The sequence below is a fragment of the Effusibacillus dendaii genome (assembly GCF_015097055.1).
Lineage (GTDB): Bacteria > Bacillota > Bacilli > Tumebacillales > Effusibacillaceae > Effusibacillus > Effusibacillus dendaii.
This window is the reverse complement of record NZ_AP023366.1, coordinates 1,181,507-1,205,965: the sequence shown is the minus strand read 5'-3', so window position 1 is coordinate 1,205,965 and position 24,459 is coordinate 1,181,507. Positions and strand designations below refer to the sequence as shown.

The following is a 24,459-nucleotide window of genomic DNA, read 5'->3' as shown; positions in this document are numbered from 1 at the left end:
TTGCATCGTTATCAAGTATCGTTGAATATGAAGACTATTCATATGTGTTTACTATTTACATAAAGTAGGTGATGAAGCCGTTTGACCCAACTCGTCATTATCGCGGATGATTTGACAGGATCCAATGATGCGGGGCTTCAATTCGCAAAGCAAGGATTCCGCACCATCACTCTGTTTGATGCAGATTTTTGTACCATGATGGATGAGGCGGATGTACGGGTTTTCAATGTGGAAACCAGGTCGTTAGGTGTGCGTGAGGCCTATTCGAAGACCGAACAGTTCTGTAAAAAAATTGACCTGAACCGTGTCCGTTATGTCTACAAAAAGATCGATTCCACCATGCGAGGGAATATCGGGGCGGAAATCGACGCATTGATGGACAATGTGCCGTTTGATCTTGCTGTCGTGGCCCCGGCTTATCCAAGAAATAAGCGGTTGACCGTCGGCGGGTACCACCTGGTGAACCATTTGTTGTTGGAAGATTCGGAGATTTCCCGGGATCCCAAATGCCCTGTAACCGAGTCGCATATCCCGACTTTGTTGGGAACACAAACAAACAGATCGGTGGGACATGTGGACTTGAGACAAATACGGAAGTCTGTCAGCGAGTTGCAGGATTACATCAAAAATCAGGTAGCTGCCAACATACAGGTTTTGGTGTTTGACAGTTGCTCGGAAGCCGATTTGAAAGCAGTTGCAGATGCGGTGTCAAAGTTGCCTTTAAAGGTTTTATGGGTGGGATCAGCCGGATTGGCTCACGCGATGTCCGGGACAATTCCACAGACAAGGCACGGTCGGATCTCGCGACCACAAACAGTAACAGACGATCACTTTCCTGCGTTTGTCGTGGCAGGCAGCGTGAATGACGTTACAAGAAGGCAAATTGAAGCACTGTCTGAACAGGCCGATTTTCAACTTGTCCCGGTTGATCCGCTGCAGTTGCTGGAGGGTTCAGCAGACAATCGGGAAAAGCTTATCAATGATGTAATTGCTGTCATAGATTCTGGAAAAAGCCCCGTCCTTACCACGCAAGTTGGCGAGAAGACAAGGAAATCCGTTGAACATTGGATCCGGCAAAACGGAACCGACGGGCTCCAAGCGGGTAACCAAATAGCGGACTCGCTTGGTGAAATCGCTGCTCGTATATCTGCTGCAAGAAAATTACAAGGGTTGGCCCTTACCGGCGGGGACATCGCGTTCAGAACATGCAAGCATTTGAATGTGCAGGCGTTATTGATTCTTGACGAAGTGGAAGAAGGGATTCCTCTATCCCTCATCGTAGGCGGTGACGCAGATTCTCTTCCGGTAGTTACGAAAGCGGGAGCATTTGGCACTCCTGACTCGTTGATCCACGCTGTAAATAAAATCAATTCATTCAGAAGGGAGCGCCGTATCCAATGAAGTTTCCAAGAATGGTGAAGGTCAGGCAGCACTTCCAGGGACCGGTTGTTGAGGATATTGATACAGCAATTTCCCAGCAGTTGTCCGCGGTGGGGTTGTCCAGACAGATTACCCCCGGCATGCGGATTGCGATAACGGCTGGAAGTCGGGGTATCGCCAACATCCATGTGATAGTCAGGGCTGTAGCAAATGAGTTGAAGAAGCTTGGAGCTCAGCCGTTCATCGTACCGTCAATGGGCAGTCATGGAGGAGCCACTGCGGAAGGTCAGGTGGAAGTTTTGGAAAGCCTGGGAATTACAGAGGAGTTTTGCGGCGCTCCCATCCTTTCTTCCATGGAAGTAGTTCATATTGGAAACACCTCCGACGGCATGCCCGTCTATATCGACAAACATGCGTGGGAAGCGGATGGCATCCTACTGATGGGACGTGTCAAAGTCCATACCGATTTTAAGTCGCCGATTGGAATTGAAAGCGGTCTGATGAAGATGGCTGCCATTGGCCTTGGCAAACATAAGCAGGCGCTGCTGATTCACAGCTACGGCGTCAAAGGGATCCGTGACACCATGCCTGAAGTAGCCAAAGTGGTGTTTGAGAAAGCCAACATCCTATGCGGAGTTGCGATCGTTGAAAACGCGTTTGAACAGACAGCTCTAATTGAGGCGATTCCGACGCGGGAAATTCCTGAAAGAGAAAGAGCCTTGCTGGCGCAATCTTCCGCCTTGATGCCGAAACTGCCCGTCGAAGAGATAGACGTGCTGTGGGTGGGAGAAATCGGCAAAAATTACAGCGGTACCGGCATGGATACGAACATAATTGGCAGAATCCGCATACTTGGGGTTGAAGAACCACAATCGCCACGAATCAAATATATCATTGCCAGCGACGTAAGCGAAGAATCGCATGGCAACGCGCTTGGAATTGGATTGGCGGACCTCACGACCAAACGGCTTTTTGAAAAAATCGATTTTCAGAAAATGAACGAAAACGTGGTGACAAGCACCTTCCTGCAGCGTGCGGCCATACCGATTGTAATGGAGAACGACCGGGAAGCGCTGTCTGCCGCTCTGCGGGCGAACTGGGGAGTGGCGCCCGAGCAGGCAAGAATCATGTTCATTCCTAACACTCTGCATCTGGAGCAGCTTTATGTTTCGGAAGCACTAGTGCCAGAGATGGAACAACTGCATCATGTGGAGATTGTAGGAGAACCGCAAGAGATCCAATTCGATCCAGACGGCTATCTGGAAATATAACCGTACAGGATACGGGCAGAAGTTACAGGATTCGAGGAAAATGAGGAGTAGGGTGAATAGTATGCGAAACACTTGGGAATTTTTCTCGACACAGCAAATTGTCTTCGGGAATGGTGCGATTCAGGAATTGGACTCGGTGTTGAAAAGGCTGAAAGCGAAAAACGTGCTGTTGGTTACCGACGCCGGAATTAAGCAGGCAGGGATTGCGGATCGTGTATTGTCGTTGTTGCAGTCTGCCGACTACACGACAGTTCTGTATGACAAGGCCGTTCCGGAGCCGCCGGTAAACACAGCGCTTGAATGCTTTGATTTTGCAAAGTCGCAAATCAGTGTAGACGCGATTATTGGTCTGGGCGGCGGAAGCAGTATTGACCTTGCAAAAGTGGTGGCCCTGCTGATGGCTCATGGTGGGCAGCCGTCAGATTATTTTGGTGAACACAAAGTCCCCGGTCCAATTGCTCCTTTGGTTGCCATTCCAACAACGGCGGGCACTGGATCGGAAGTAACGTCTGTTGCCGTTTTGACCGACGTGGAAAACAACATTAAGGTGGGGATTTCTGACAACTATTTACGGCCTGCCGTTGCGCTGCTTGATCCGGAGCTGACAGTCGGCTTGCCGCCCTATGTAACGGCATGCTCCGGCATTGACGCGTTGTCGCATGCAATAGAAGCCTACACGGCCAAGGACTACAAATATATTCAGGCGCAAGGGAACCTGCTTTTTAAAGGTTCGCTCCCGATCAGTGACGGTCTCGCCTTGCAGGCGATCGAATTGATTGCGGATAACCTGACTTTGGCTGTGCAGCAAGGAAGCAATTTGGAAGCGCGTGCCAATATGCTGCTGGGAAGCTTATTGGCAGGGATGGCATTTTCCAATGCGGGTACTGCTGCGGCGCATGCCCTTGCTTATCCTATCGGTGGACTGGTCAAATCGCCGCACGGGGAAGTAACGGGTCTGCTGCTGCCATACGTCATGGAATACAACACTGCCGTGGTTCCGGAAAAAATGGTAAACATCGCCCGTGCGTTTAAACTGAATGTTGCGGACATGGAACAAAAAGAGGCGGCACTGGCAGCTTCCAGGGCGGTTCTCAACCTGCTTGAGGAGATCGGGCTGCCGACCCGTTTGTCCCAAATCGGAATCAAGGAACAGGATATTCCTGAAATTGCAGAGAAGGCATTGCCGATTGACCGCCTGATTCGCAACAATCCGCGCGTTCCTACGCAGAAAGGATTTGAGGAGCTTTTGCGCAAAGCTTTCTAGGTCGATAGGAATTTATAAATTTTATCCTATCGACATAAGTGTAACTAGGCTTCCGCCTGCGCCAAAGGCTTGGCGAAAGCCAAGTTTTCTTTAAGAAAAGAAAGGAGACCCCTCCTGATGTCGAATTTGAAACCGGTCATTGGAATTACCATGGGCGACGGTGCGGGTGTTGGTCCTGAAATCATAATCAAAGCGCTGAACGACCGAGCTGTGTATGAAACCTGCAGACCGTTTGTTATCGGGGACGCGAAACGGCTGGTACAGGCCAATCAAATCGTCAATGCGAACCTGCAAGTCCGAACCATCGAATCGGCAGATGATGCAGCGTTTGAATATGGAACGGTCGACTGTATCGATCTTGATTTACTGCCGATCGATCTTCCCTTCGGTAAAATATCGGCTGAAGCGGGGAATGCGGCGTTCCGATACTTGCAGAAAGCCATTCATTTGGCCCAGGAGGGACAAATTGACGCGATTTGTACCGCTCCCTTGAATAAGGAGGCCCTGCATAAGGCAGGTCACATATATCCCGGACATACGGAAATCCTCGCGGAACTCACGAATACGGAAGACTACTCGATGATGCTGTCCGCACCAAATCTGAAAGTGATTCATGTGACCACGCATATTGGCCTGATCGATGCGGTTAAGAAAATCAATCCGAAGCGGGTATATACAGTAATCAAATTGGCTCATGACACACTGCAGAAAGCCGGGTACGAAAAACCGCGAATTGCCGTATGCGGCATTAATCCGCATGCGGGTGAGAACGGTTTGTTCGGATACGGGGAAGAAGAGGAAAAAATAGTGCCCGCTGTTGAACAGGCGCAAAAAGAAGGGATCGATGCAGTGGGGCCGCTGCCGGCGGATACCCTGTTTTTCCGAGCCACCCGGGGAGATTTTGATATTGTCGTGGCGATGTATCATGACCAGGGACACGGGCCGGTGAAAGTGCTTGGATTGGAAGCGGGGGTCAATATCACTGTCGGACTGCCTATTATCCGTACCAGCGTGGACCACGGTACCGCCTTCGATATTGCGGGCAAAGGGATTGCGGACGAGTTGAGCTTGAAAGAGGCGATCCGTCAGGCGATCGAACTGGCGCCCAAGCGGGCTTTGTAGAGACTTTGGGGACAGCCCTGCGGCTGTTCCTTTTTTAGCGTATTGGAGGAAATTTTTCTTCTTTACGGGAGGGGGAGGAACATGATGAAACAGAAAGTGGTAATCACCAGAATGATTCCGGATGCAGCAAAAGAGATGCTGAAGAAAGAAGCGGATATCTTCATGTGGCATTCCGGCGACGAGCCGATGCCAAGGGACATTCTGCTGCAGGAAGTGGCTGATGCCGCAGCCATTTTCACCAATGTGGCAGATCGAATCGACAAGGAAGTGTTCGACCATGCATCGAAACTGAAAGTGGTCAGCACGATGGCGGTGGGTTTCGACAATATTGATATAACAGAAGCCAACAAAAGAAAGATTCCGGTCGGTCATACACCGGGAATTCTTACAGAAACAACGGCCGATCTTACTTTTGCGCTACTGATGGCCACTGCCAGAAGAATTGTCGAAGGTATGGACTATATTCGGGAGGGACGCTGGAAAAGCTGGGGTACGATGCTCATGAGCGGACAGGATATATCTGGCGCCACGATCGGAATTATTGGCATGGGCCGTATCGGGGAGGCAGTCGCCAAACGTGCCCGTGGATTTGACATGAATGTTCTTTACCATAACCGAAATCGTCGGCCAGAGGTGGAAAAGCGGTTGGAAGCCCGTTACTGTTCATTGGAGATGCTGCTGAAGGAATCTGACTTTGTTGTACTCCTTTCTCCATCGACCCCGGAAACGTATCGGATGATCGGCGAAAAAGAATTAAATCTAATGAAGCCTAATGCCGTATTTATAAATACATCCCGTGGAACGAATGTGGACGAACAAGCACTGTATCAGGCTTTGGCATCGGGGAAAATTTGGGCGGCCGGACTGGATGTTTTTGAAAACGAGCCCATCTCGCCTGATCACCCGCTGCTTACTCTGCAAAATGTGGTCGTTCTGCCCCATATAGGAAGCGCGAGTATTGCCACTCGTACCCAAATGGCGGTAATGGCGGCGGAAAACATTTTGGCGGGACTTTCGGGTCGGAAGCTGAACCACGCAGTAAATCCGGAAGTGTATGACACCAATCAGAAGTGACAACTGGATAGTTTTTCGGTACTCTTAATTCAATCGTGTACCAAGGAGAGGATACGATGGATCTTCGGGCAAAAAACGATCGGTTGGGGGAAATCCTGCGCGAAATGGATCAGGTGGTCGTGGCTTTTTCGGCGGGAATCGATTCCACGTTTGTTTTGGCAAGAGCGCTGGAAGAGCTGGGGAATAAGGTGTTGGCGGTAACGGCTGCCTCCGAAACGTTTCCCGATCGGGAATTGAACGAAGCGATCGAGTTGGCAAAACATTTGGGGGCCCGTCATGAAATCATCCAAATCCGGGAGATGGAAAATCCCGATTTTGTGGCGAACAATCCGGATCGCTGTTACCATTGCAAAGCCGGTCTATATAACAGTCTAACTTCATTGGCAACAGAGAGAGGGATTCCCTGGATTCTTGACGGAGCGAATATGGATGATTTGGGCGATTACCGTCCCGGTCGTAAAGCTGCAAAAGAATACAAAATTCGCAGTGTTCTGCAGGAAGCACAATTGTATAAGGAGGAACTGAGACAATTGGCCCGCGATATGGGGCTCCCCAATTGGGATAAACCGTCGTTCGCCTGCTTGTCCTCCCGGATTCCCTATGGCAGCCTGATCACTCTGGAGAAAGTGGAGCAGCTTGACCGGGGCGAAGAAGCGCTGCGGACAATGGGATTCCGTCAGTTAAGAATCCGTCATCATGATACGATCGCTCGGATTGAGGTACCCCGTGAGGAATTCATCAAAGTGCTGGATAGGGCGAACGAAATAACAGAAATTCTAAAAGCAGAGGGATTTACGTATGTAACATTGGACCTGCAGGGATATCGAAGCGGTTCAATGAACGAAAATCTGCTTAAGGTATTGTGATGGGAGAAAGCCAATGAGCTCTTTTGAAGATTTGGGATTTTGTAAATTGGATATTGACAGGGAAGCGAGAACCGGATATCCGGAAGTGATTTTTGGCCAGGGGAAAACAGTGGAACAAGTTCGGAAGATTTTTGGGCGGCTGGTGCAGGCTCATGGGCGGGCGTTGGTAACCCGTGCAACTTCGGAAATGGCAAAAGCAATCCAGGCGGATTTTGCAGAGGCGAATTTTGATGATGTATCGCGTCTTCTGTCCTATGGCCAATCCACACGCAAGTATAAAGGAAAGGTGTTTGTTCTTTGTGCCGGAACATCCGACCTGCCGGTAGCGGAAGAGGCGGCTGGCACGGCGGAGTGGATGGGATGTCAGGTGACACGGATATATGATGTGGGCGTGGCCGGCATAGACCGTTTGCTTGCTTACCGGGACAAGCTGCAGGAGGCTCAGGTGCTGATTGTTGTGGCCGGTATGGAAGGCGCACTGGCCAGTGTTGTCGGAGGAATGGTGCGGAGACCCGTTATTGCTGTCCCGACTTCAGTGGGATACGGAGCACATTTTCAGGGATTGACACCGCTCTTGTCGATGATGACTTCCTGCGCAGTCGGGGTTACGGTCGTCAATATCGACAACGGATTCGGTGCGGGTTACTCGGCTGCAATCATACAACAATTGGTGCTGGAGGCCGGTGCTCAATGAATATATTGTATCTCGATTGCATATCTGGAATTTCGGGGGATATGACCTTAGCCGCCTTGATTGATCTCGGGGCGGATCTTTCGTACATAATCGAACATTTGAAGCGTTTGCCGATCGATTCTTTCGAGATGCGCGTTGACACAGTAACCAAGCGGGGAATTGCAGCCAAGAAATTGCATCTGAAGATCAGCTCCGACCACCATCACGATCATGACCACCATCACGATCATGACCACCATCACGATCATGACCACCATCACGATCATGACCACCATCACGATCATGACCACCATCACGATCATGACCACCATCACCGTCCGGCAGCCGAAATACTGGCCATGATCGAAAACAGTGATTTGCCGCCACGCGTAAAGGAACGCAGTACAGCAATCTTTCGGGTGATTGCCGAAGCGGAAGGCAGGATTCATGGGATCGATCCTGCAGAGGTGCATTTCCATGAAGTGGGTGCGATGGATTCGATTTTGGATACGATTGGAGTCTGTCTGGCTCTGGAAAGCCTAGGCATTGACGAAATTCATGCTTCCCCCGTTCCTACCGGACACGGCATGGTAAGAATGGCTCACGGGTTCTATCCGATACCCGCTCCGGCAACGGCCGAACTTCTGAAAGGGATTCCGCTCGCACAATTGGAAGCACAAGGGGAACTGACCACACCTACCGGAGCCGGCATACTGAAAGCGCTTGCCACCAAATTCGGCCATATCGGTTCGATGCAGATCGAGAAAATCGGGTACGGTGCTGGTGAGAAAGAGTTTGATCATCCGAACGTATTGCGTGCATTGTTGGTCAGACCTGCACCAACCAACAGCGTCTCCGATCTGCAAGTAACACGGGTAGAGCGGGAATCGATTTTTATTCTGGAAGCCCAAATGGACGATATTACCGGTGAGGCTTTAGGATTTGCAATGCAAAGATTGTTTGACGCAGGAGCCCTGGACGTCTATTTTACATCGGTCTATATGAAGAAAAGCAGGCCGGGTATTCTTGTAACTGTCCTTGTCACACCAGAAGTATCCGATATGTGCGAGGAACTGCTGCTGAGGGAGACTACCACACTTGGCGTTCGAAGATCCCAATGGACTCGTCGTATTCTGGACAGGAAGTTCAGGATCGCGGTAACCCCCTATGGACAGGTTCGGGTCAAGCAGGCTTTCCTCGCGGACCGATTGGTGCATGAAGCTCCCGAATACGAAGATGTGGCGGAGTTGGCCAGGCAGCATGGAATTGCGTTTCAGACGGTGCTTCAGGCAGCGATGCAACAGAATGGCTAATGAATAACCAGCATCATGACAAAGAATTCAAAATCCAGGCTGTTCAGACGATACCGGTGCAAGAGAATAATTCAGTTGTCTGGAATAGCGACCGTTAATTTCAGTGAATTCTAAATTTTTATTTATTAAACCAACTCTAATGTTATATAGTAAGAGTAGAGAATGGACTTGAAAATCAGACCTCAGTAGGCGCATTTTACTATCGATAGTAATAGGGTGTTGATCATTTACTAGGGAGATGGCATAACTGTGGAGTTGAAAAATATAGAGGCATTCCTAATGGTAATAAACAAGGGGAGTTTTTCAGCGGCAGCTGATGCCTTATATATTAGCCAACCTACCATTAGCATTCGTATCCAACAGCTTGAGCAGCATCTGAATACTACGTTATTCGAACGGGAGAATGGTAAGAAAATAGCGTTGACACAAGCGGGAGAAAAAATTTATCCCTATTTTCAGGAGGCCTTTCAACTCATTCAAAAAGGGCAGGAAATTCTCAAGGAAAACCCTATGGAACGAGAAAAAATAAAAATTTCCTGTCCGAATCACATGGGTGTAGAAATAATGCCCGAAGTATTAAAGGTGCTATATGATTGCTTTCCGAATTTTGAATTTCCGGTAAAAATCAGTGTCACGGAACAGATCATTCAAGAAATCCGACTCGGAGAAGCAGATATTGGATTTGCTTACATCCAGCCAGAGAAAAGCTGCGAAGACCTTTCGATGGTAAAGATTGCAAACGAACAAAATATTCTGGTGTGTGCACCTGATCACCGGCTAACGAAATTGGATAAGGTTTCTCCATCAGATTTAGAGAATGAACGTATTATCGTCTACAATCGTGAATTTGTTACAACGAAAATCATTGAGCAGTTTCTGGAAAAAAACCGTTTAAAAGAATATAAGCAGGTCGAAATCAGCAATGTGGGATGGCTAAAAATGATGGTCAGAAAAGGATTAGGCATTGCCTTTTTACAAAATATTATTGTGCAAGAAGAATTGCAAAGTGGAAAGCTTATAAAACTGGACCTTCGGAAATCTCTTCCCCCAACACCCATTTATTTAATTTTTCGTACTGATTTACATCAGGAAATAAAAGACATCATAATAAAAACTTCTAAACGGATATTTTCCCGATTGTAACAATGTCCATGTTCACTCCTGGGCGCCGAAAATCCCCCTTTGCCATTACCAAACTTGAGCGACTTGAGCTTGTTCAGCCGCCTCCCAAACCGGTAACACTTTAAAACCGTCTTTTTTTGCTTCCTCCCAGCATTCGTCACCAATTCGAAGACCAATAATTACATTAATTCCCCGATTCTTTAAAAAATGCGCCCGCTGCCGCCCCCCATTCTCACGGTAACCCAGGATGGCAACTGTTTTTCCTCTATAGCATTTCAAAATCAGCTCTTCAAGTTCCTTATCATTCATAGATGTAAACCCTCTTTCATAAGAAACCTAATCATAAATAATCAACAGTTTACAGGATTGATTATATACACAAGACCTACACTCCTCAAATTGATGATTTTAATTGATCTTATAGAATATGTTAATGGCTAAAAATAGGACTATTAATTTTTTGTATAGGTGGGATAAGAACAATCAATTTGAAAGTTCTGTATTTTTGCATAACAATGCAAATAACGATACATCAAAAACAGGAGGCAAATGGATAATGTTATCTTGTCAGGACAACCAAACATTAACCAGAACCGGTCCAGGAACCCCAATGGGAGAGGTGCTCAGAAGATACTGGATTCCAGCCCTTATGGCAGAGGAACTTCCCTTTCGGGATTGTCCTCCAGTACGAGTCAAACTCTTACATGAGGAATTAATCGCGTTTCGTGATACCGATGGGAAAATTGGATTAGTTGACGAGTACTGTCCGCATCGAAAAGTATCCTTATTTTACGGTCGAAATGAACAGTGTGGTCTTCGATGTGCCTATCACGGATGGAAATTTGATATTGACGGAAATTGCGTTGATTTACCGTCTGAACCACCCGAAAGTAATTTCAAAAATAAAATAAAAATTAAATCGTATCCTTGTGAGGAACGTGGTGGGGTTATTTGGACATATATGGGTCCACCCGAACACAAACCGGAATTACCTGTGCAAGAATGGATGATGGTTTCCGATAGTCAAAGATATATCTCGAAAAAAATTCAGGAGTGTAATTACTTTCAAGCGTTGGAGGGCGGCATTGATTCTAGTCATGTATCCATTCTTCATTCAGGTTCAGTTGGCGGTTTGGGGGTTTCCAGTAAAAGTAGCAGTACGTCACTATTGGCTAAAGATTCTGCACCACGCTTTGAGGTGGCGGATACCGATTACGGACTGTTGATTGGGGCAAGGCGAACCGCAGATGATGATCATTTTTATTGGAGGATTACACAGTTTATTATGCCTTGGTATACCATGATTCCTCCTTTCGGGGGTGCTCCACGTGGAGGGCATGCCTGGGTACCTATTGATGATGAAAATTGTTGGGTGTGGAGTTGGAGCTGGACACCTGGTCGTGATCTAACAGAACAGGAAATAGAACAGATGAAATCTGGTGCTGGCATTCACGCAAAATTGATTCCTGGCACCTTCCGTACAGTAGCGAATAAAGAAAATAGTTTCCTTATTGATCGGGAAATGCAAAAAAGAGGCGAATCGTTTGCCGGCATTTTTGGTGTCGGAATGGAAGATCATGCGGTTCAAGTAAGTGCGGGTCCTATTGTCGACCGATCGCAAGAATCATTAGGAACTAGTGATACCGCCATTATAAAAGCTCGCCGCTGTCTATTAAACGCAGTAAATACTATAAACAAGGGAGAGCAATTGCCTGGTTTGGATCCCGAGAGCCATAAGGTTCGTGCAGCCTCCATCTTACTTCCAAAGGGTATACCCTTCCAGGAAGGGGCAAAGGATGCTTTAAAATTAACAGAAAAAGATTTTGAGGCTGTTTAATATTCCCATTAACTCTTTAGTTTGAAGGTGGATTTATATGTCTGAAAAATCATTCGCTGCCGTAGCAACAAATAGTAAACATACGGAGATACATCAGTTTGAGTTGCCTGATATCACGCAAGATGCGGGTATTTTAAAGGTGGAAATCGTTGGTGTCTGCGGCACAGATGTTTCTTATTATAGAAAATTAAAATCTCCAATGATTTTAGGGCATCATGTAGTGGGGCACATACACAAAATTGGGGATATAGCGTCCACACGATGGGGAGTAGCAGTGGGAGACCGTGTCGTCATGGAGGAATACATTCCTTGTGGGCATTGTGAAATGTGCCGGTCCGGGTTTTATCGTTTATGTGCTGACACAGATCCGAGAATCGGCGGCATCCGATACGGTGCTACCCCAATTAGTGCAGCTCCAGCTCTCTACGGTGGATTCAGTCAATATATGTATCTTCATCCGAATGCCGTTATGCACAAACTGCCACCTCATGTACCACCGGTTGAAGCGGCATTGACATTACCCTTATCCAACGGATTTGAATGGATGAGGATTATAGGAGGGGTTGGACCCGGCGATGTTGTTGTTATCCAAGGACCTGGTCAACAGGGGCTTGCATGCGCTTTGGCGGCAAAGGCAGCAGGAGCTGAGACTGTAATTGTTACTGGAAGAAACAGCAGTCAAAAACGTTTAGAACTTGCTAGGGAATTAGGGGCCGATTATACAATTAATGTTTCTTCGGAAGATCTGATTAAGAGGGTTGCTGAAATAACGGGTGGAAAAATGGCCGATCTGGTTATTGACGTAACGAGCGGAGGAACAGAACCTGTCATCTCTTCATTCGAAGTGGCAAAAACACGGGGCACCGTTTTATTGGGGGCCTTGAAAAACCAACCTTTCAACGAACTTGATCTAGATGTAATTTACAATAAAACTCTCACTGTTAAAGGGGTTCGCGGACACAGTTATCATTCGGTACAAATGGCGGTAGATTTTGTCTCTTCCGGAAAATTTCCTCTCTCTATCATGAATTCACATAATTATAAACTAAGCGACACTGATTTGGCGTTAAAGACTGCTGGAGGGGAGGGGGAACCTTTTCCGTTGTTAGTTACTGTCTCACCGTGGTTGTAAAGGATGGGACATTGAGAGCGACAAATTGGGGAATTGTTACGTGAGAACTCTAAACGAGCCATTTTTTGTAAAGGCGATCCACAGGAACGGACATATCTAGAATATTCAGTATATTTAAAAAATAAATTGAATACAAATTAATTAATTTTCGTAATGCGGATCGAATCAATAGCTATACTATCAACTATTTTTTACAGAGGTGATTTTGTGGAAAATGTAAGAATAAATACGAAAGCGGTAGTATCATCTTTACAAATTAAAAAAACATCTGTTCGTTGGAAAACGGTCATTCCTATTCTATTATTGGTCTGGATTGTAAATATGTTAGATAAAATAGGCGTAGGTATTATCGCAACAAACAAAACTTTTTTAATCGATATGCATCTGACCAACAATCCGGCGTTGGTTGGCACACTAGTATCAGCATTATTATTTTCATATGGTATTGGGTTTTTCTTTTGGGGTCCTTTAGTCGATAAGTTCGGAGCGAAAAGGTGCGGGTGTATAGCCCTGTTTCTCTGGGGATTAAGTACAGGAATTGCGGCCTTGGCTCCAAATTTTACCGTATTATTGATATCAAGAATTATCCTTGGAGTATCTGAGGCTGCACTTTGGCCGTTATCAAATTCACTGACAGCTCGATGGTTTCCATTAAGTGAACGCGGGCGTGCAAAATCATTTTGGATTAACGGCACAATTATAGGACCTGCCATTTCAGGATTTGTAATTGATTTTCTTTTGGAAATATTCAATTGGCGTGGTGTTTTCTGGTCCTTAACGTTTTTAGCAATTGTTGTTTGCTTGCCTCTTTTTGGATTTATTTTAAAAGAAAGTCCAACTGATGATAAGCGCGTCTCACCAGAAGAATTACATTATATTGAGAGTGATCAATTAACATATCCTTCATCCAACAATAGCAGTAATAACGGGGTTTTAAAATCATTGAGTTTTTGGATGGTTGTCCTGACAAATACAGCGACTCTTTTTGCATTCTTTGGTCTGGCGACATGGTTCCCGAGTTATTTATCGATTGCTAAACATTTCAGTCGTCAAGCTACGAGCTATTATATGTTGCTGGCATACGGAATATCTATATTTGTAGTTATCTATACCGGTAGGCAAATCGATAAAACGCGAAAAAAGGCAATTTGGGGTCTGAGAAGTTTTTGGGGTATTGCAACATGCTTCATTTTAGCCGCTTTGATTGACTCGGTAATGGTCGATGTTCTTCTGGTATGCTTAGCGATTGTTATGGTTAATATTACAACGCTTATATCGCACGGTATTACGCACAGCTTATCTGTTACAAACCGAATTGGTCGTGAAAACGCTTTAATGATGGGGATTGCGAGTATACTTTCTGCTTTTGGCCCCACAATCATGGGAGCTTTAATCAAAGTGGGCAATGGAACATATCTATATTCATTTATGTTTCTTGTTGTAGTCAGTATTCTAGCTTCCGGATGCTTTATTGTCCTTAAAAGAAGAGGATACTGAAGGAACATACCGATAATTGCATTAAAAACAAATACTATGTATTCGACACGGCAAAACAGGCACTTGCGTGCAGTTTTGCCAATTTTTAATAAGGATCCTGTAAAAATGGAAATACGCTTTTGTAAATCAGGGAGGGAGAGTTGTGCCATATTATCCGTTTCATTTGCGTTCTACAGCTTTACTTGTGATTGATATGCAAAACGCATTTGTGGATCCGACTTACCCGCTTGCAGTTACGGGAGCGTTACAGTCGGTGTCTAAAATGAACCGCTTAATACGTGTCTGCAGACAATTCCGTATTCCAGTTATTTGGACTGTACATGTAATAAAGCCAGACCTGAGTGACGTCGGATTATTAGGAATTTCTATTTCATCCGGCAAAGATTCACGTGCGTTGAAATCATTGTCTGAGGGAAGTACAGGAACTCAGATTTTTCGTGGTTTAGAATGGGATTGGATGGATGGGTTGATCAAGAAGAATCGATTTAGTGCCTTTTACAACACAAATTTGGAACAACATCTCAAAGCAAATCATATCGATTCGCTCATTATTACAGGAACGGTTTTAAATAATTGCTGCGAATCAACAGCCCGCGATGCATTCCATCGAGATATCAAAGTGTTTCTGCCTGTCGATTTAAATACCACACGTGATTATGAAGACATTGGATTCGGAGCTTATACTGCAGAGGATATGTCAAGAGCTGTTTTTACAAGTTTGGGCAACCGGTTTGCGCATATTTTAACAGCGAACCAGTTGATAGAACTCATCACATCCGCCTCTAAATAAAAGTAAAAGAGAGTGGAATCTGTACAACTTGCAGCACAAAAATTGCGGGGTGAAGAAGTTGGCAAGTGAACCGAAACAATATCGATGGATTGGCAAGAAAAAACCGCCGGTTGAAAACTATCGTTTCGTTATGGGAAAAGGAAGGTACGTTGCCGACGTGAAGCTGCAGGGGATGAAACATGTGGCTTTGGTAGCGAGTCCGCACGCTCATGCAAAAATCGTATCTATTGATACGAGAGAAGCGCTAAAAGTTCCCGGTGTCATCGCAGTGATTACCGGTGAGGACATTGCAAGGGGAACCAAGCCGCTCAGGCAGTATTTGGATATTCCCGGGGTTCATTGGCGTCCATTGGCTTACGAAGAAACGAGGTACGCAGGGGAATGGGTAGCAGCAGTCCTGGCTGACGATCGATATATTGCTGAAGACGCGGCTGAACTAGTCCGGGTCGAATATGAACCGCTTCCATTTGTCATCGATCCGGAAGAAGCAATGAAACCGGACGCTCCGCTTGTACATAGTGCCCACTCCTGTAACATCATGTGGCAAAGGAAGTTTGTTTGGGGTGACGTAGAGGGTGATTTTAGGGCTTCACCTTATAAAGTGAAGGCCCGCTATCGCTGGAATCGGAACTCAACCGTTCCGCTTGAAACTTTTGGTGTTGTCGCCAAATGGGATGAAGGCAATCAAATTCTTGATGTTTGGGCATCGATTCAAATGCCGCAATATGCGGAACAAATTTCTTCCGCTCTTGATATCCCCCTCAATGGCGTTCGTGTCCATTATGATGTCGACGTCGGAGGCAGTTACGGTGTAAAACGGGGAATCAAACATACCGTTCTTACCGGTTATTTGGCCAGACGTTACGGAGTGCCTGTCAGATTTATTGAAGACCGTCTTGAGAATATGCGAGCTGGCGATATGCACGGTCCCGATCGAATCTTTGATGTGGAAGTAGCCTTTAATGAAGAGGGTATCATTAGGAGTTTGCCGCTCAAACGGGTTTTGAAGTAACGATTGTCGATCAAAGATCACAATTTCTTAACCATGACCGTTTTCCGTGCGCGACCGGATTGATTCATGCATTTCCGGACGAATACGGTGAAAAATTATCCCTGCTGGCTGACGATTATGTTTTGTTCATGTCACATCGAATTCATAGCGATGCTGCGGCATTCCAGGCCTGTTATCGGAAGCCTGTCAAATATTTTGGATTCCTGGGGCCCAAACAAAGAACCGAGAAAATTCTCAGTGAGCTGTTGCGAATCGATGCAGCGTCTTTAGACCAGATTCGACACCGGATATATGCGCCGATCGGCTTGAACCTCGGCTCAGAAACTGCGGAGGAAGTAGCTTTAAGCATTGTGGCTGAGTTGCTGGCGGTAAAAAATAACCGTTCACCAAAATTTCTTCGTGAAAGAAACGGAAGTATTCATGATAGAATAGAGAGCAAAAGGGTTCCAGTGGCTTTCGTCTGTGGGATATGAGTCTATCACCAAGGTGAAAAGTATGAAAACGAACAGTCGAATTGCGGCGGTGGTTCTAGCTTCCGGAATGTCCAAACGAATGGGCACCGCCAAACAGCTTTTGCTGCTGCAAGGAGTGACACTGTTGGAGTATATCATTCGAAAACTCCTTCCGCTGCCTTTCGAGAAAATTTGTGTAATTATCGGAAACCAATCCGAAGAAATCATGAATCGGATCCACATCGAAGATCCAAGGTGTGAATGGAAAATCAACAGGATGTATAAAGAGGGACAGAGTGCAGCTTTAAAAGTTGCAGTAGAGAGTGTAAATGAGCTGGATGGTATGATGGTGTTTCTAGCGGATCAGCCATTGATTTCTGATGAAACTATAAAAATAGTGTTTGATCGGGCAACGCACTTCCTTGTTTCCCACCAAGGGGATTTTGTTGTACAGCCCTCATTTTTCAATAAAAGCGGACATCCCGTGTTTTTTTCCAACCGGTTATTTTCTTTGTTTCACAAGCTGGAAGGTGATGAAGGAGGCAGACGGATCATTAATCTGGCTACAAGTCACTATCTGGTTCCAGTGGAGGATCCAGGAATTTTGCTTGATATTGATACACCGGAAGATTATCAGAGACTGTTAAGGATTTTTGACGTGAGAAAGGGATAAAGTCAATGAATCGAATCGGACGTTTTGCATCAATCACCGCCACGTTAGTGCTGCTTGGGTCAATTGTAGGTTGCATTTCTCAACAGGGGGCTTCCGACAATCAGAACTCCGGAAAAAAGCAAGCTCCCACTGTTGAATTGTACGTATTGGCCGCTGCAAGTTTAGGGGACGTCATGAAGGAACTGGCCCCTAAATACGAGTCTTCGCATCCCGGTCAAAAACTTGTTATCAGCTACGGATCTTCAGGTACCCTGCAGCGACAAATTGAACAAGGGGCGCCAGCCGATATATTCATCTCCGCTGGTGCCAAACAGATGGACGAATTGATTCAGAAGAATCTGATCGATCCACAGAATGAAACGGACTTATTAGCCAATAAGCTTGTATTGATCGTTTCGAAAGAATCCAAATCGGAAATCAGAACATTTGCGGATCTGAAAAATCAATCCGTCAAGAAGATTGCGATAGGGGAACCGGAATCGGTTCCCGCTGGCACATATGCAAAGCAAACCCTTACCCAAATCGGCATTTGGGAAAGCTTACAGGCAAAATTCGTTTATGCAAAAGATGTTCGCCAAGTTCTTGCTTACGTGGAAACCGGAAATGTGGACGCCGGTATCGTTTATAAAACGGATGCCGCTTCTTCAGACAAAGTCAAGATCGCGGCAACCGCTGACGAAAAAACCCATTCCCCCATTCTCTATCCAATTGGAATTACGAAAAACTCCAAGCATGTAAAAGAGGCCCAAACCCTGTATAACTGGTTACGCGAATCGGAAGCAACCGCCCTCTTTACCAAGTATGGCTTCGAGACAGAGGTGAAAAAATAATGGATTTCTGGTCGCCTGTTGTAATCTCTGTACAGGTTACGCTTTTGGCAAGTGTTATCGCATTCGCTTTCGCAATTGTCTTTGCTTGGGGGATGGCTCGCCGCAAATTTAAGGGGAAGTTACTTGTTGAGACCATTTTGATGCTTCCCCTCGTCCTTCCGCCAACCGTTATAGGATTCGGGCTTCTTTTTCTGTTTGGTAAAAATAGTTGGTTGGGACATTTTATTGAGTGGCTCTTTGGCGTACCAATCGTTTTTACCTGGTGGGCAGCCGTAGTTGCGGCTGCTGTTGTAGCGTTTCCACTTGTCTACCAGACTCTGAAAACCGGTTTTGAATCCGTGAATAAGGATTTAGAGGATACGTTTCGATCCGCGGGGGCAAGTGAATGGCTAGTCTTTCGGCATATAACTCTCCCTTTGGCGTGGAGATTCCTGTTATCGGGATATATGTTCGGCTTTGCCAGGGGAATTGGCGAATTTGGGGCTACGTTGATGTTTGCGGGGGTTATTCCCGGAAAAACCGAAACGATTCCCACAGCTATTTACATGGCATCCGAGTCCGGAAATATCAGACTCGCGTCTTATTGGATACTCTCCATTATGGTATTGTCTTTTCTTTTATTAAGTTCTATCCATAAAATCCGAAGACCGGAATATGAAAAGTGATAACCGACTGACAATTGCTGGAGGTAAACGATATGTCGTCGTTGAGCAGATTGCCGAGTATTTCCAAACCTTAATTGGAACTAAAAACGAGGTGTATCTGGGTCAAGTAACGTCAATGTTAATCCGTCGCTATGCGCTAACTGTTGGGGATGAAAACCCTTTATACTATGATAAAGAATTTGCACAAAACCACGGTTATCCCGATATTATAGCACCGCCTGATCTTTTGGCGTCAATTGTGGATTGGGGTGTAGGCGAAACAGATGAAAATTTAAACCGTGATGGTACGCATCAGAGTGAAGGATTTCTTCCGCAAAGTTTTCAGGGAATTCGAATCATGGGCGGTGGGGAAGAAATGCGGTTTTTCAAGCCACTTGTCGCAGGAACCCATGTTTATTTAACATCAGAGGTTATTGATACCTATAGCAAACGTGGGAGTAAAGGTTTGATCGCTTTTTTATCCATAAAGAACATATACCGGGTTGAGAAAGATCAGATCCTTAGCATTTGTACAAGAACTATGATTGCGCGTTAGAGACGCAATCAAGGAGGTGAACGGATAATGACTGCGCGTACTCCAACTTTCGAGCAAGTGGAAGTGGGTTATCAATTGCCGCCGCTGATAAGAAAACCAACGTATGTGAAACTATTCCGTTATAGCGCAATTACTTGGAATGCACATCGCATTCATTACGATCAAAATTACGCCAAAGAAGAAGGGTATCCGGATGTCCTGGTTCAATCCCATTTGCATGGTGCTTTTCTTACCCAACTTTGTACGGATTGGGCCGGGCCCTGCGGAGAATTAAAGAGTTTAACGGTTACTGTTAAACGGTTCGCAGTTCCGGGCGATATTTTAACTTGTCATGGAATCGTTGTAGAGAAGAAAAGGGAGGACGGTAGCGGAATTGTGGTGGTGGACTTACAAGAGATCAACCAAAACGGCGAAATTTGTGCTCCTGGCCGAGCCGAAATTAAACTCCCGTATTTCACGTTACCCGCATTGTGAAGGGCGCTGATCTCAGGCAATCACAACTCTTTCATCTCCTAAAAAAGAATCCAACTCCGAATCTGGGGACGTGGCGCCATGTTCCAATGCATTTCCTCAACCGCTCCCCGAAACGGATGAAGAGAAACACCTCACGCTGATGACCGTAGGTGACGAAAACTCCGTAATGTACTGATTGAACATAACCTGTGGCTGGTGGTGCACATTGTCAACACGTTGTAAACACGAAACGATGTCAAAAGAACGGCGTTACAATCGCTTTGAATGCAAGTTTTTCGTTGGTGAAGTTTTGAAATATGCAAAAGAAGATGTAAGCAAATATGGACAAGCCGTTCATAAAATGTAAGGTAACCTTTTTTCCATGCTTGTAACCTTCTCAGTTTCAAAACACAGTAGATTACGCCTTTATTCCTGCTAAAACAACGCGGATGAACTTTTGACTTTCAGCTAATAGATCAAAACTTTCTTCAAACAAACACCAATCGTAAAGTGTTCCACGCATACAGCGAGTAATCAACATGGTAATCTCACTGGATGAAAGCTCTTTTTTGATTTCTCCTGCTTCCTGTCCTTCTTTAACAAATGAATGAACAATCTTATAGAGTTCCCTGTCCGTATTCGAGAAGTAATTAGCCGGATTCGGAATTAAGGCGCTCATATAAACAGTCCTTATCAGATCTTTTCCCAAGCAATCTCTTAGATAAATCATTTGGGATTCAGTTAAACGAAGTATTTTTTCATGAGAGCTTGTTCCTGCAGGTAGTGACCGAATAAAAGTAGCATAGAAGTCATCAATTTCTTTGAACTTTTCAAGGAAGATCTCGTATTTTGATTTAAAGTGTACATAAAACGCACCCTTTGATGTCTTGCTTTTATTTACAATTTCATCAACAGTGACGTGATCGAACCCTTTTTTGCTAAAAAGATCCAAAGCAGTTTCCAGTATTCTCTTTTTCGTTTGTTGGGCTTTTATCTGTCTGGGAGTTAAATGCGACATTACAATTCTCCTTTTTAAAAACTGAGAATTCATGAAATTAAAATTGCGGAAATAGGTTGTCTATTTATTATTAGAGGTATTTTTTGATCATTTTAACATGAAGTATATTTGCATGCATGTTTTAGAGCCAAAACCTAGATTTTTGAACTACATTATAAAAAGAATAAGTTATGTAAGATTTGAAATATATTGACAAATTAAAATGGTTAATCTAGAATTCCCTTAAGAGACTATAGTCTCTGACTGTGGTTTGTAATTTCAATATGTGCTTTATTCGCTCGCGTGAGAGCGCTTTCATTGTGGGTAATGAATTCCGCTTAATGCGGTTAAGGAGGATACTGTGGACATTATTGGAAATAAAACTCTGCGCGATTTATTAAATGAGAAAACCGCTATGCATCGGGATAAAACTTTTCTCCTTTTTGAGGATCAAGAGCAAAGGAATTTTAAATTAACTTATGGCGAATTTGCTGATCAAGTCAATCGTCTGAGTCGAGTATTCTTGGATCTTGGTGTAACGAAAGGGAATCATGTAACATTGCACCTGCCAAATTGTCTGGAATTTATGACCTCATGGTTTGCCTTGGCTAATATCGGAGCCATTATGGTTCCAACGAATATTTTATCCACAGCAGACGAAATGGAGTATGTCTTGAATCACTCGGAATCCATTTTACTTATCACAGAAGAAGAGTATTTGGAAAAGTTCACAGGTATACGTAGCAGATTACCGCATCTGCAGGAAATTCTGCTGACCCGTTATGAAGGGGACGATTATGTAGATCAAAACATGAATCAGTTGATAGCAAAAGCTAAGCCAGAAATTCCAAAAATTCCTTTGGATTCGGAAGATGTTGCTGCAATGCTTTATACATCGGGCACCACATCCAAGCCTAAAGGGGTTCAGATCACTCACGCGAACTACCTGTTTACAGGAGAAGTGATGTCAAAGTCAATTCGCTTATCACCAGATGATAGGCAATTCATAGTTCTTCCTCTGTTTCATGGTAATGCCCAATACTATTCGGCTATGTCAGCCTTTGTTGTAGGGGCTAGCATTGCGATTACAGAGCGGTTTAGTGCTTCCCGTTATTTCAAACAGGCAAAACGACTTGGGGCGACGGTCGGCTCTTTATTTGCTGCACCGATCAGGATGATTCTCGCCCAGAATTATGATCCTGCAGACCAAGATAATTCATTAAGGATCATCTGGTTCGCTCAATCGGTTACACAGGAGCAATTAACGATGTTTGAGGACAAGTATAATGTTTCTTTATTACAGATGTACGGAATGACGGAAACCGTTGGAGTTCCCTTGATGAATCCTATAGATGGGATCCGTAAAAACATGAGTATCGGCAGGCCGACTATTGGTTATGAAGTGAAAGTGGTTGATGAAGAAGGAAAGGAAGTACCTACAGGGCAAGTGGGACAAATCGTTGTGAAAGGAATACCGGGTCGTACTTTGATGAAAGGGTATTTTAAGAACCCGGTGGCAACGGCAGAAGCACTGAGAGATGGATGGCTGTACACAGGAGATAATGCACGGATTGACGATGACGGTTACTTTTACTTTGTTGACCGAATTAAGGATATGATTAAACGAGCAGGCGAAAATGTTGCGGCAAACGAGGTTGAGAGTGTTCTTGCAGAACATCCGAGTGTATATGAAGCAGCCGTAATTGGCATTCCCGATCCGATGCGCGATGAAGCGATTAAGGCTTATGTCATTTTACATAATAATCATGACATATCAGAAGAGGAGCTCCTTTCCTACTGTCGTGAACGATTGGCAAAATTCAAAGTTCCGGATTCCATTGAGTTTATTTCTGAATTTCCTCGTACCTCAGTCGGAAAGATTCAGAAACAAGTTCTACGGCAAAGAAATGAAGAAGGATTCAAAGCAAATTCTTAGGTATAAGTGAAGTCAAGTATCGTGGAGGTGATGATAGTAGCGTCTGGCATTGGGATAGAAAGAATATTGGAGGGTAAGGTATGAGGAATGTTTCTGTTACGGGATTGGGGATGACCAGATTTGGAAAGCATGAATCTTCCTTAAAATCACTTGCTTTAGCGGCTTGCCGTGAGGCATTGTTGGATGCGGGAAGGCCTAAGGTAGATGCGATTTATGTAGGGAATTTTCTAGGCGGACAGTTAGCGGGACAGGAAATTATGGGTTCAATCTTAGCTAGAGAACTAGGATTAGGATCTATACCAGCAGCAAAAACAGAAGGTGCCTGTGCATCCGGGGGCATTGCATTCCGTCAAGCTTATCAGATGGTAGCTGCAGGTATATATAATACTGTGCTAGTTGTAGGTGTTGAGAAAATGACCCATGCACCTACAAGCCTGGTTACTCAAGCGATTAATTCGGCGATGGATAATGATTCAAATGAAGGAGTATCGGGTCTCACTTTCCCGGGATTTTTTGGGGTTGTTGCAAATCGATATATGTACGAGTACGGAGCGGGTAAAGAACACCTTGCCATGGTTGCCCTGAAAAATCGAGAGTATGCCATGAATAATCCGAAGGCACAGTTTAGAAAAGAAACCACACTGGAAGAAATCATGCAGGCGCATCCAGTCACGGCACCTCTTGGTTTATTCCACTGTTCACCGATTACCGATGGAGCGGCAGCTGTCGTTATTACCGCGGGAGATCAAGGGATTAAAGTAATTGCATCCGGTCAAGCATCAGGACCACCGCTTATGCAGGATATTCCCGACCTATTAAGTATCGGGGCTATTCGGGAAAGCGCACGCCAGGCATATGAACGAGCAGGGCTTGGTCCGGACGACATTGATGTAGTAGAACTTCATGATTGTTTCGCCATGACCGAGATTCTGGCTATTGAAGATTTAGGTTTCTTTGAAAAAGGATCCGGGTGGAAAGCCATTGAAAATGGTTTAACAAAACATGGTGGGAAGGTCCCTGTCAACACGAGTGGAGGGTTACTCTCGCGTGGTCATCCGATTGGAGCTACAGGTGTATCCCAAATTGTACAAATTGTAAGTCAACTCCGAGGGACATCGGTCAATCAAGTCGAAAGAGCGAGAATTGGATTGGCGCAAAATCTAGGGGGAACTGGAGCGTATTCGATTGTCCACATTTTTGAAGGAAAGGGGATGTAATCATGGATATGACATTATTATCTTGTGAAGGTTGTAAAAACGTCTCCGTTCCTCCCAAGTATGTTTGTCCTCATTGCTACAGTGAGGAACTAGTTGAAACCAAGGTAAGTGGAACAGGTAAAATTTATTCCTTTACAACGATCTATATAGCACCAGAAAAGTTTGCTTCACAAGCTCCTTATCACATTATTTTAGTGGACTTAGATGAAGGTCCTCGAGTTACAGGTCGTCTTGTTGGGGGGCAGCCAGCCATTGATCAAAGGGTTGAACTTCATAGAATGGATGACTCCGTTTATTGGTTTGAATAAAAAGAATGCTATTGGGTGTATTTCAAAACTATTACGGCAG

The 24,459-nt window shown here is 45.1% G+C and carries 25 protein-coding genes; 23 read left to right on the top strand and 2 right to left on the bottom strand.

Translation table 11 applies throughout. From position 1 onward, the window contains the following. Positions 1–81 precede the first annotated feature (81 nt). The 9 genes from skT53_RS06420 to skT53_RS06380 all read left to right on the top strand — a co-directional run bounded on the left by skT53_RS06420 (position 82) and on the right by skT53_RS06380 (position 10,106). Positions 82–1,401: a four-carbon acid sugar kinase family protein gene (locus tag skT53_RS06420; protein WP_200760285.1), complete on the top strand. Its 1,320-nt coding sequence runs from the start codon at positions 82–84 to the stop codon at positions 1,399–1,401. After that, positions 1,398–2,651: a nickel pincer cofactor-dependent isomerase, group 22 gene (locus skT53_RS06415; RefSeq protein WP_200760284.1), complete on the top strand. Its 1,254-nt coding sequence runs from the start codon at positions 1,398–1,400 to the stop codon at positions 2,649–2,651. Before skT53_RS06420 ends, skT53_RS06415 begins: the two co-directional genes overlap by 4 nt. Before the next feature lie 61 nt (positions 2,652–2,712). Continuing rightward, on the top strand, positions 2,713–3,915 hold the full coding sequence (locus skT53_RS06410; RefSeq protein WP_200760283.1) for a hydroxyacid-oxoacid transhydrogenase: 1,203 nt from the start codon (positions 2,713–2,715) through the stop codon (positions 3,913–3,915). Between the two features lie 117 nt (positions 3,916–4,032). Next, positions 4,033–5,037 (top strand): 4-hydroxythreonine-4-phosphate dehydrogenase PdxA, encoded by a 1,005-nt coding sequence (pdxA, locus tag skT53_RS06405; RefSeq protein WP_200760282.1) that lies wholly within the window; start codon positions 4,033–4,035, stop codon positions 5,035–5,037. An 81-nt stretch (positions 5,038–5,118) separates the two neighbouring features. Further along, complete coding sequence (locus skT53_RS06400; RefSeq protein ID WP_200760281.1) at positions 5,119–6,111, top strand: 2-hydroxyacid dehydrogenase; 993 nt, start codon at positions 5,119–5,121, stop codon at positions 6,109–6,111. A 56-nt stretch (positions 6,112–6,167) separates the two neighbouring features. Next, positions 6,168–6,977 carry an ATP-dependent sacrificial sulfur transferase LarE gene (larE, locus tag skT53_RS06395; RefSeq protein ID WP_200760280.1) on the top strand — a complete coding sequence of 270 codons (810 nt, stop codon included), beginning with the start codon at positions 6,168–6,170 and terminating at the stop codon, positions 6,975–6,977. 13 nt (positions 6,978–6,990) lie between these two features. Further along, positions 6,991–7,671 (top strand): nickel pincer cofactor biosynthesis protein LarB, encoded by a 681-nt coding sequence (gene larB, locus skT53_RS06390; RefSeq protein ID WP_200760279.1) that lies wholly within the window; start codon positions 6,991–6,993, stop codon positions 7,669–7,671. Then, positions 7,668–8,963 (top strand): nickel pincer cofactor biosynthesis protein LarC, encoded by a 1,296-nt coding sequence (gene larC, locus skT53_RS06385; RefSeq protein ID WP_200760278.1) that lies wholly within the window; start codon positions 7,668–7,670, stop codon positions 8,961–8,963. Before larB ends, larC begins: the two co-directional genes overlap by 4 nt. A 249-nt stretch (positions 8,964–9,212) precedes the next feature. Continuing rightward, on the top strand, positions 9,213–10,106 hold the full coding sequence (locus skT53_RS06380; RefSeq protein ID WP_200760277.1) for a LysR family transcriptional regulator: 894 nt from the start codon (positions 9,213–9,215) through the stop codon (positions 10,104–10,106). 45 nt (positions 10,107–10,151) lie between these two features. Here skT53_RS06380 and skT53_RS06375 read toward each other — a convergent pair whose 3' ends face one another. Continuing rightward, positions 10,152–10,394, bottom strand: a complete 243-nt coding sequence (locus skT53_RS06375) for a Rossmann-fold NAD(P)-binding domain-containing protein (protein ID WP_200760276.1) — start codon at positions 10,392–10,394, stop codon at positions 10,152–10,154. Positions 10,395–10,512: 118 nt separating this feature from the next. Between skT53_RS06375 and skT53_RS06370 the strand changes: the two genes are divergently transcribed. From skT53_RS06370 to skT53_RS06320, 11 genes are all read left to right on the top strand, one after another. Then, positions 10,513–11,922: a Rieske 2Fe-2S domain-containing protein gene (locus skT53_RS06370; RefSeq protein ID WP_226375359.1), complete on the top strand. Its 1,410-nt coding sequence runs from the start codon at positions 10,513–10,515 to the stop codon at positions 11,920–11,922. A 37-nt stretch (positions 11,923–11,959) separates the two neighbouring features. Then, a complete protein-coding gene (locus skT53_RS06365) occupies positions 11,960–13,054 on the top strand; it encodes a zinc-dependent alcohol dehydrogenase (protein WP_200760275.1) in 1,095 nt (364 codons plus the stop codon). Positions 13,055–13,261: 207 nt separating this feature from the next. Continuing rightward, positions 13,262–14,551: an MFS transporter gene (locus skT53_RS06360; RefSeq protein ID WP_200760274.1), complete on the top strand. Its 1,290-nt coding sequence runs from the start codon at positions 13,262–13,264 to the stop codon at positions 14,549–14,551. Positions 14,552–14,693: 142 nt separating this feature from the next. Continuing rightward, positions 14,694–15,341 (top strand): cysteine hydrolase family protein, encoded by a 648-nt coding sequence (locus skT53_RS06355; protein ID WP_200760273.1) that lies wholly within the window; start codon positions 14,694–14,696, stop codon positions 15,339–15,341. 58 nt (positions 15,342–15,399) lie between these two features. Continuing rightward, on the top strand, positions 15,400–16,353 hold the full coding sequence (locus tag skT53_RS06350) for a xanthine dehydrogenase family protein molybdopterin-binding subunit (RefSeq protein WP_226375358.1): 954 nt from the start codon (positions 15,400–15,402) through the stop codon (positions 16,351–16,353). Positions 16,354–16,355: 2 nt separating this feature from the next. After that, positions 16,356–16,826: an XdhC family protein gene (locus skT53_RS06345; protein WP_200760899.1), complete on the top strand. Its 471-nt coding sequence runs from the start codon at positions 16,356–16,358 to the stop codon at positions 16,824–16,826. A gap of 22 nt (positions 16,827–16,848) precedes the next feature. Beyond that, positions 16,849–17,478 (top strand): nucleotidyltransferase family protein, encoded by a 630-nt coding sequence (locus skT53_RS06340; protein ID WP_200760272.1) that lies wholly within the window; start codon positions 16,849–16,851, stop codon positions 17,476–17,478. A gap of 5 nt (positions 17,479–17,483) precedes the next feature. Further along, positions 17,484–18,308 carry a molybdate ABC transporter substrate-binding protein gene (gene modA / locus skT53_RS06335; RefSeq protein WP_200760271.1) on the top strand — a complete coding sequence of 275 codons (825 nt, stop codon included), beginning with the start codon at positions 17,484–17,486 and terminating at the stop codon, positions 18,306–18,308. Next, positions 18,308–18,973 carry a molybdate ABC transporter permease subunit gene (modB, locus tag skT53_RS06330; RefSeq protein ID WP_200760270.1) on the top strand — a complete coding sequence of 222 codons (666 nt, stop codon included), beginning with the start codon at positions 18,308–18,310 and terminating at the stop codon, positions 18,971–18,973. The genes modA and modB overlap by 1 nt, the downstream gene beginning before the upstream one ends. After that, positions 18,963–19,508: a MaoC family dehydratase gene (locus tag skT53_RS06325; protein WP_200760269.1), complete on the top strand. Its 546-nt coding sequence runs from the start codon at positions 18,963–18,965 to the stop codon at positions 19,506–19,508. The genes modB and skT53_RS06325 overlap by 11 nt, the downstream gene beginning before the upstream one ends. 27 nt (positions 19,509–19,535) lie before the next feature. After that, a complete protein-coding gene (locus skT53_RS06320; protein WP_200760268.1) occupies positions 19,536–19,982 on the top strand; it encodes a hotdog family protein in 447 nt (148 codons plus the stop codon). 397 nt (positions 19,983–20,379) lie between these two features. On the opposite strand, the gene skT53_RS06315 is transcribed toward skT53_RS06320, so the two are convergent. After that, positions 20,380–20,979, bottom strand: coding sequence for a TetR/AcrR family transcriptional regulator (locus tag skT53_RS06315; RefSeq protein WP_200760267.1), 600 nt, complete (start codon positions 20,977–20,979; stop codon positions 20,380–20,382). 340 nt (positions 20,980–21,319) lie between these two features. Here skT53_RS06315 and skT53_RS06310 point away from each other — a divergent pair, with 340 nt between their 5' ends. From skT53_RS06310 to skT53_RS06300, 3 genes are all read left to right on the top strand, one after another. Next, a complete protein-coding gene (locus skT53_RS06310; RefSeq protein ID WP_200760266.1) occupies positions 21,320–22,894 on the top strand; it encodes an AMP-binding protein in 1,575 nt (524 codons plus the stop codon). An 80-nt stretch (positions 22,895–22,974) separates the two neighbouring features. Further along, positions 22,975–24,111 carry a thiolase domain-containing protein gene (locus skT53_RS06305; protein ID WP_200760265.1) on the top strand — a complete coding sequence of 379 codons (1,137 nt, stop codon included), beginning with the start codon at positions 22,975–22,977 and terminating at the stop codon, positions 24,109–24,111. A gap of 2 nt (positions 24,112–24,113) precedes the next feature. After that, the gene (locus skT53_RS06300) at positions 24,114–24,419 is read left to right on the top strand and encodes a Zn-ribbon domain-containing OB-fold protein (protein ID WP_200760897.1); all 306 of its coding nucleotides are present in this window, start codon (positions 24,114–24,116) and stop codon (positions 24,417–24,419) included. Positions 24,420–24,459: the final 40 nt, after the last annotated feature.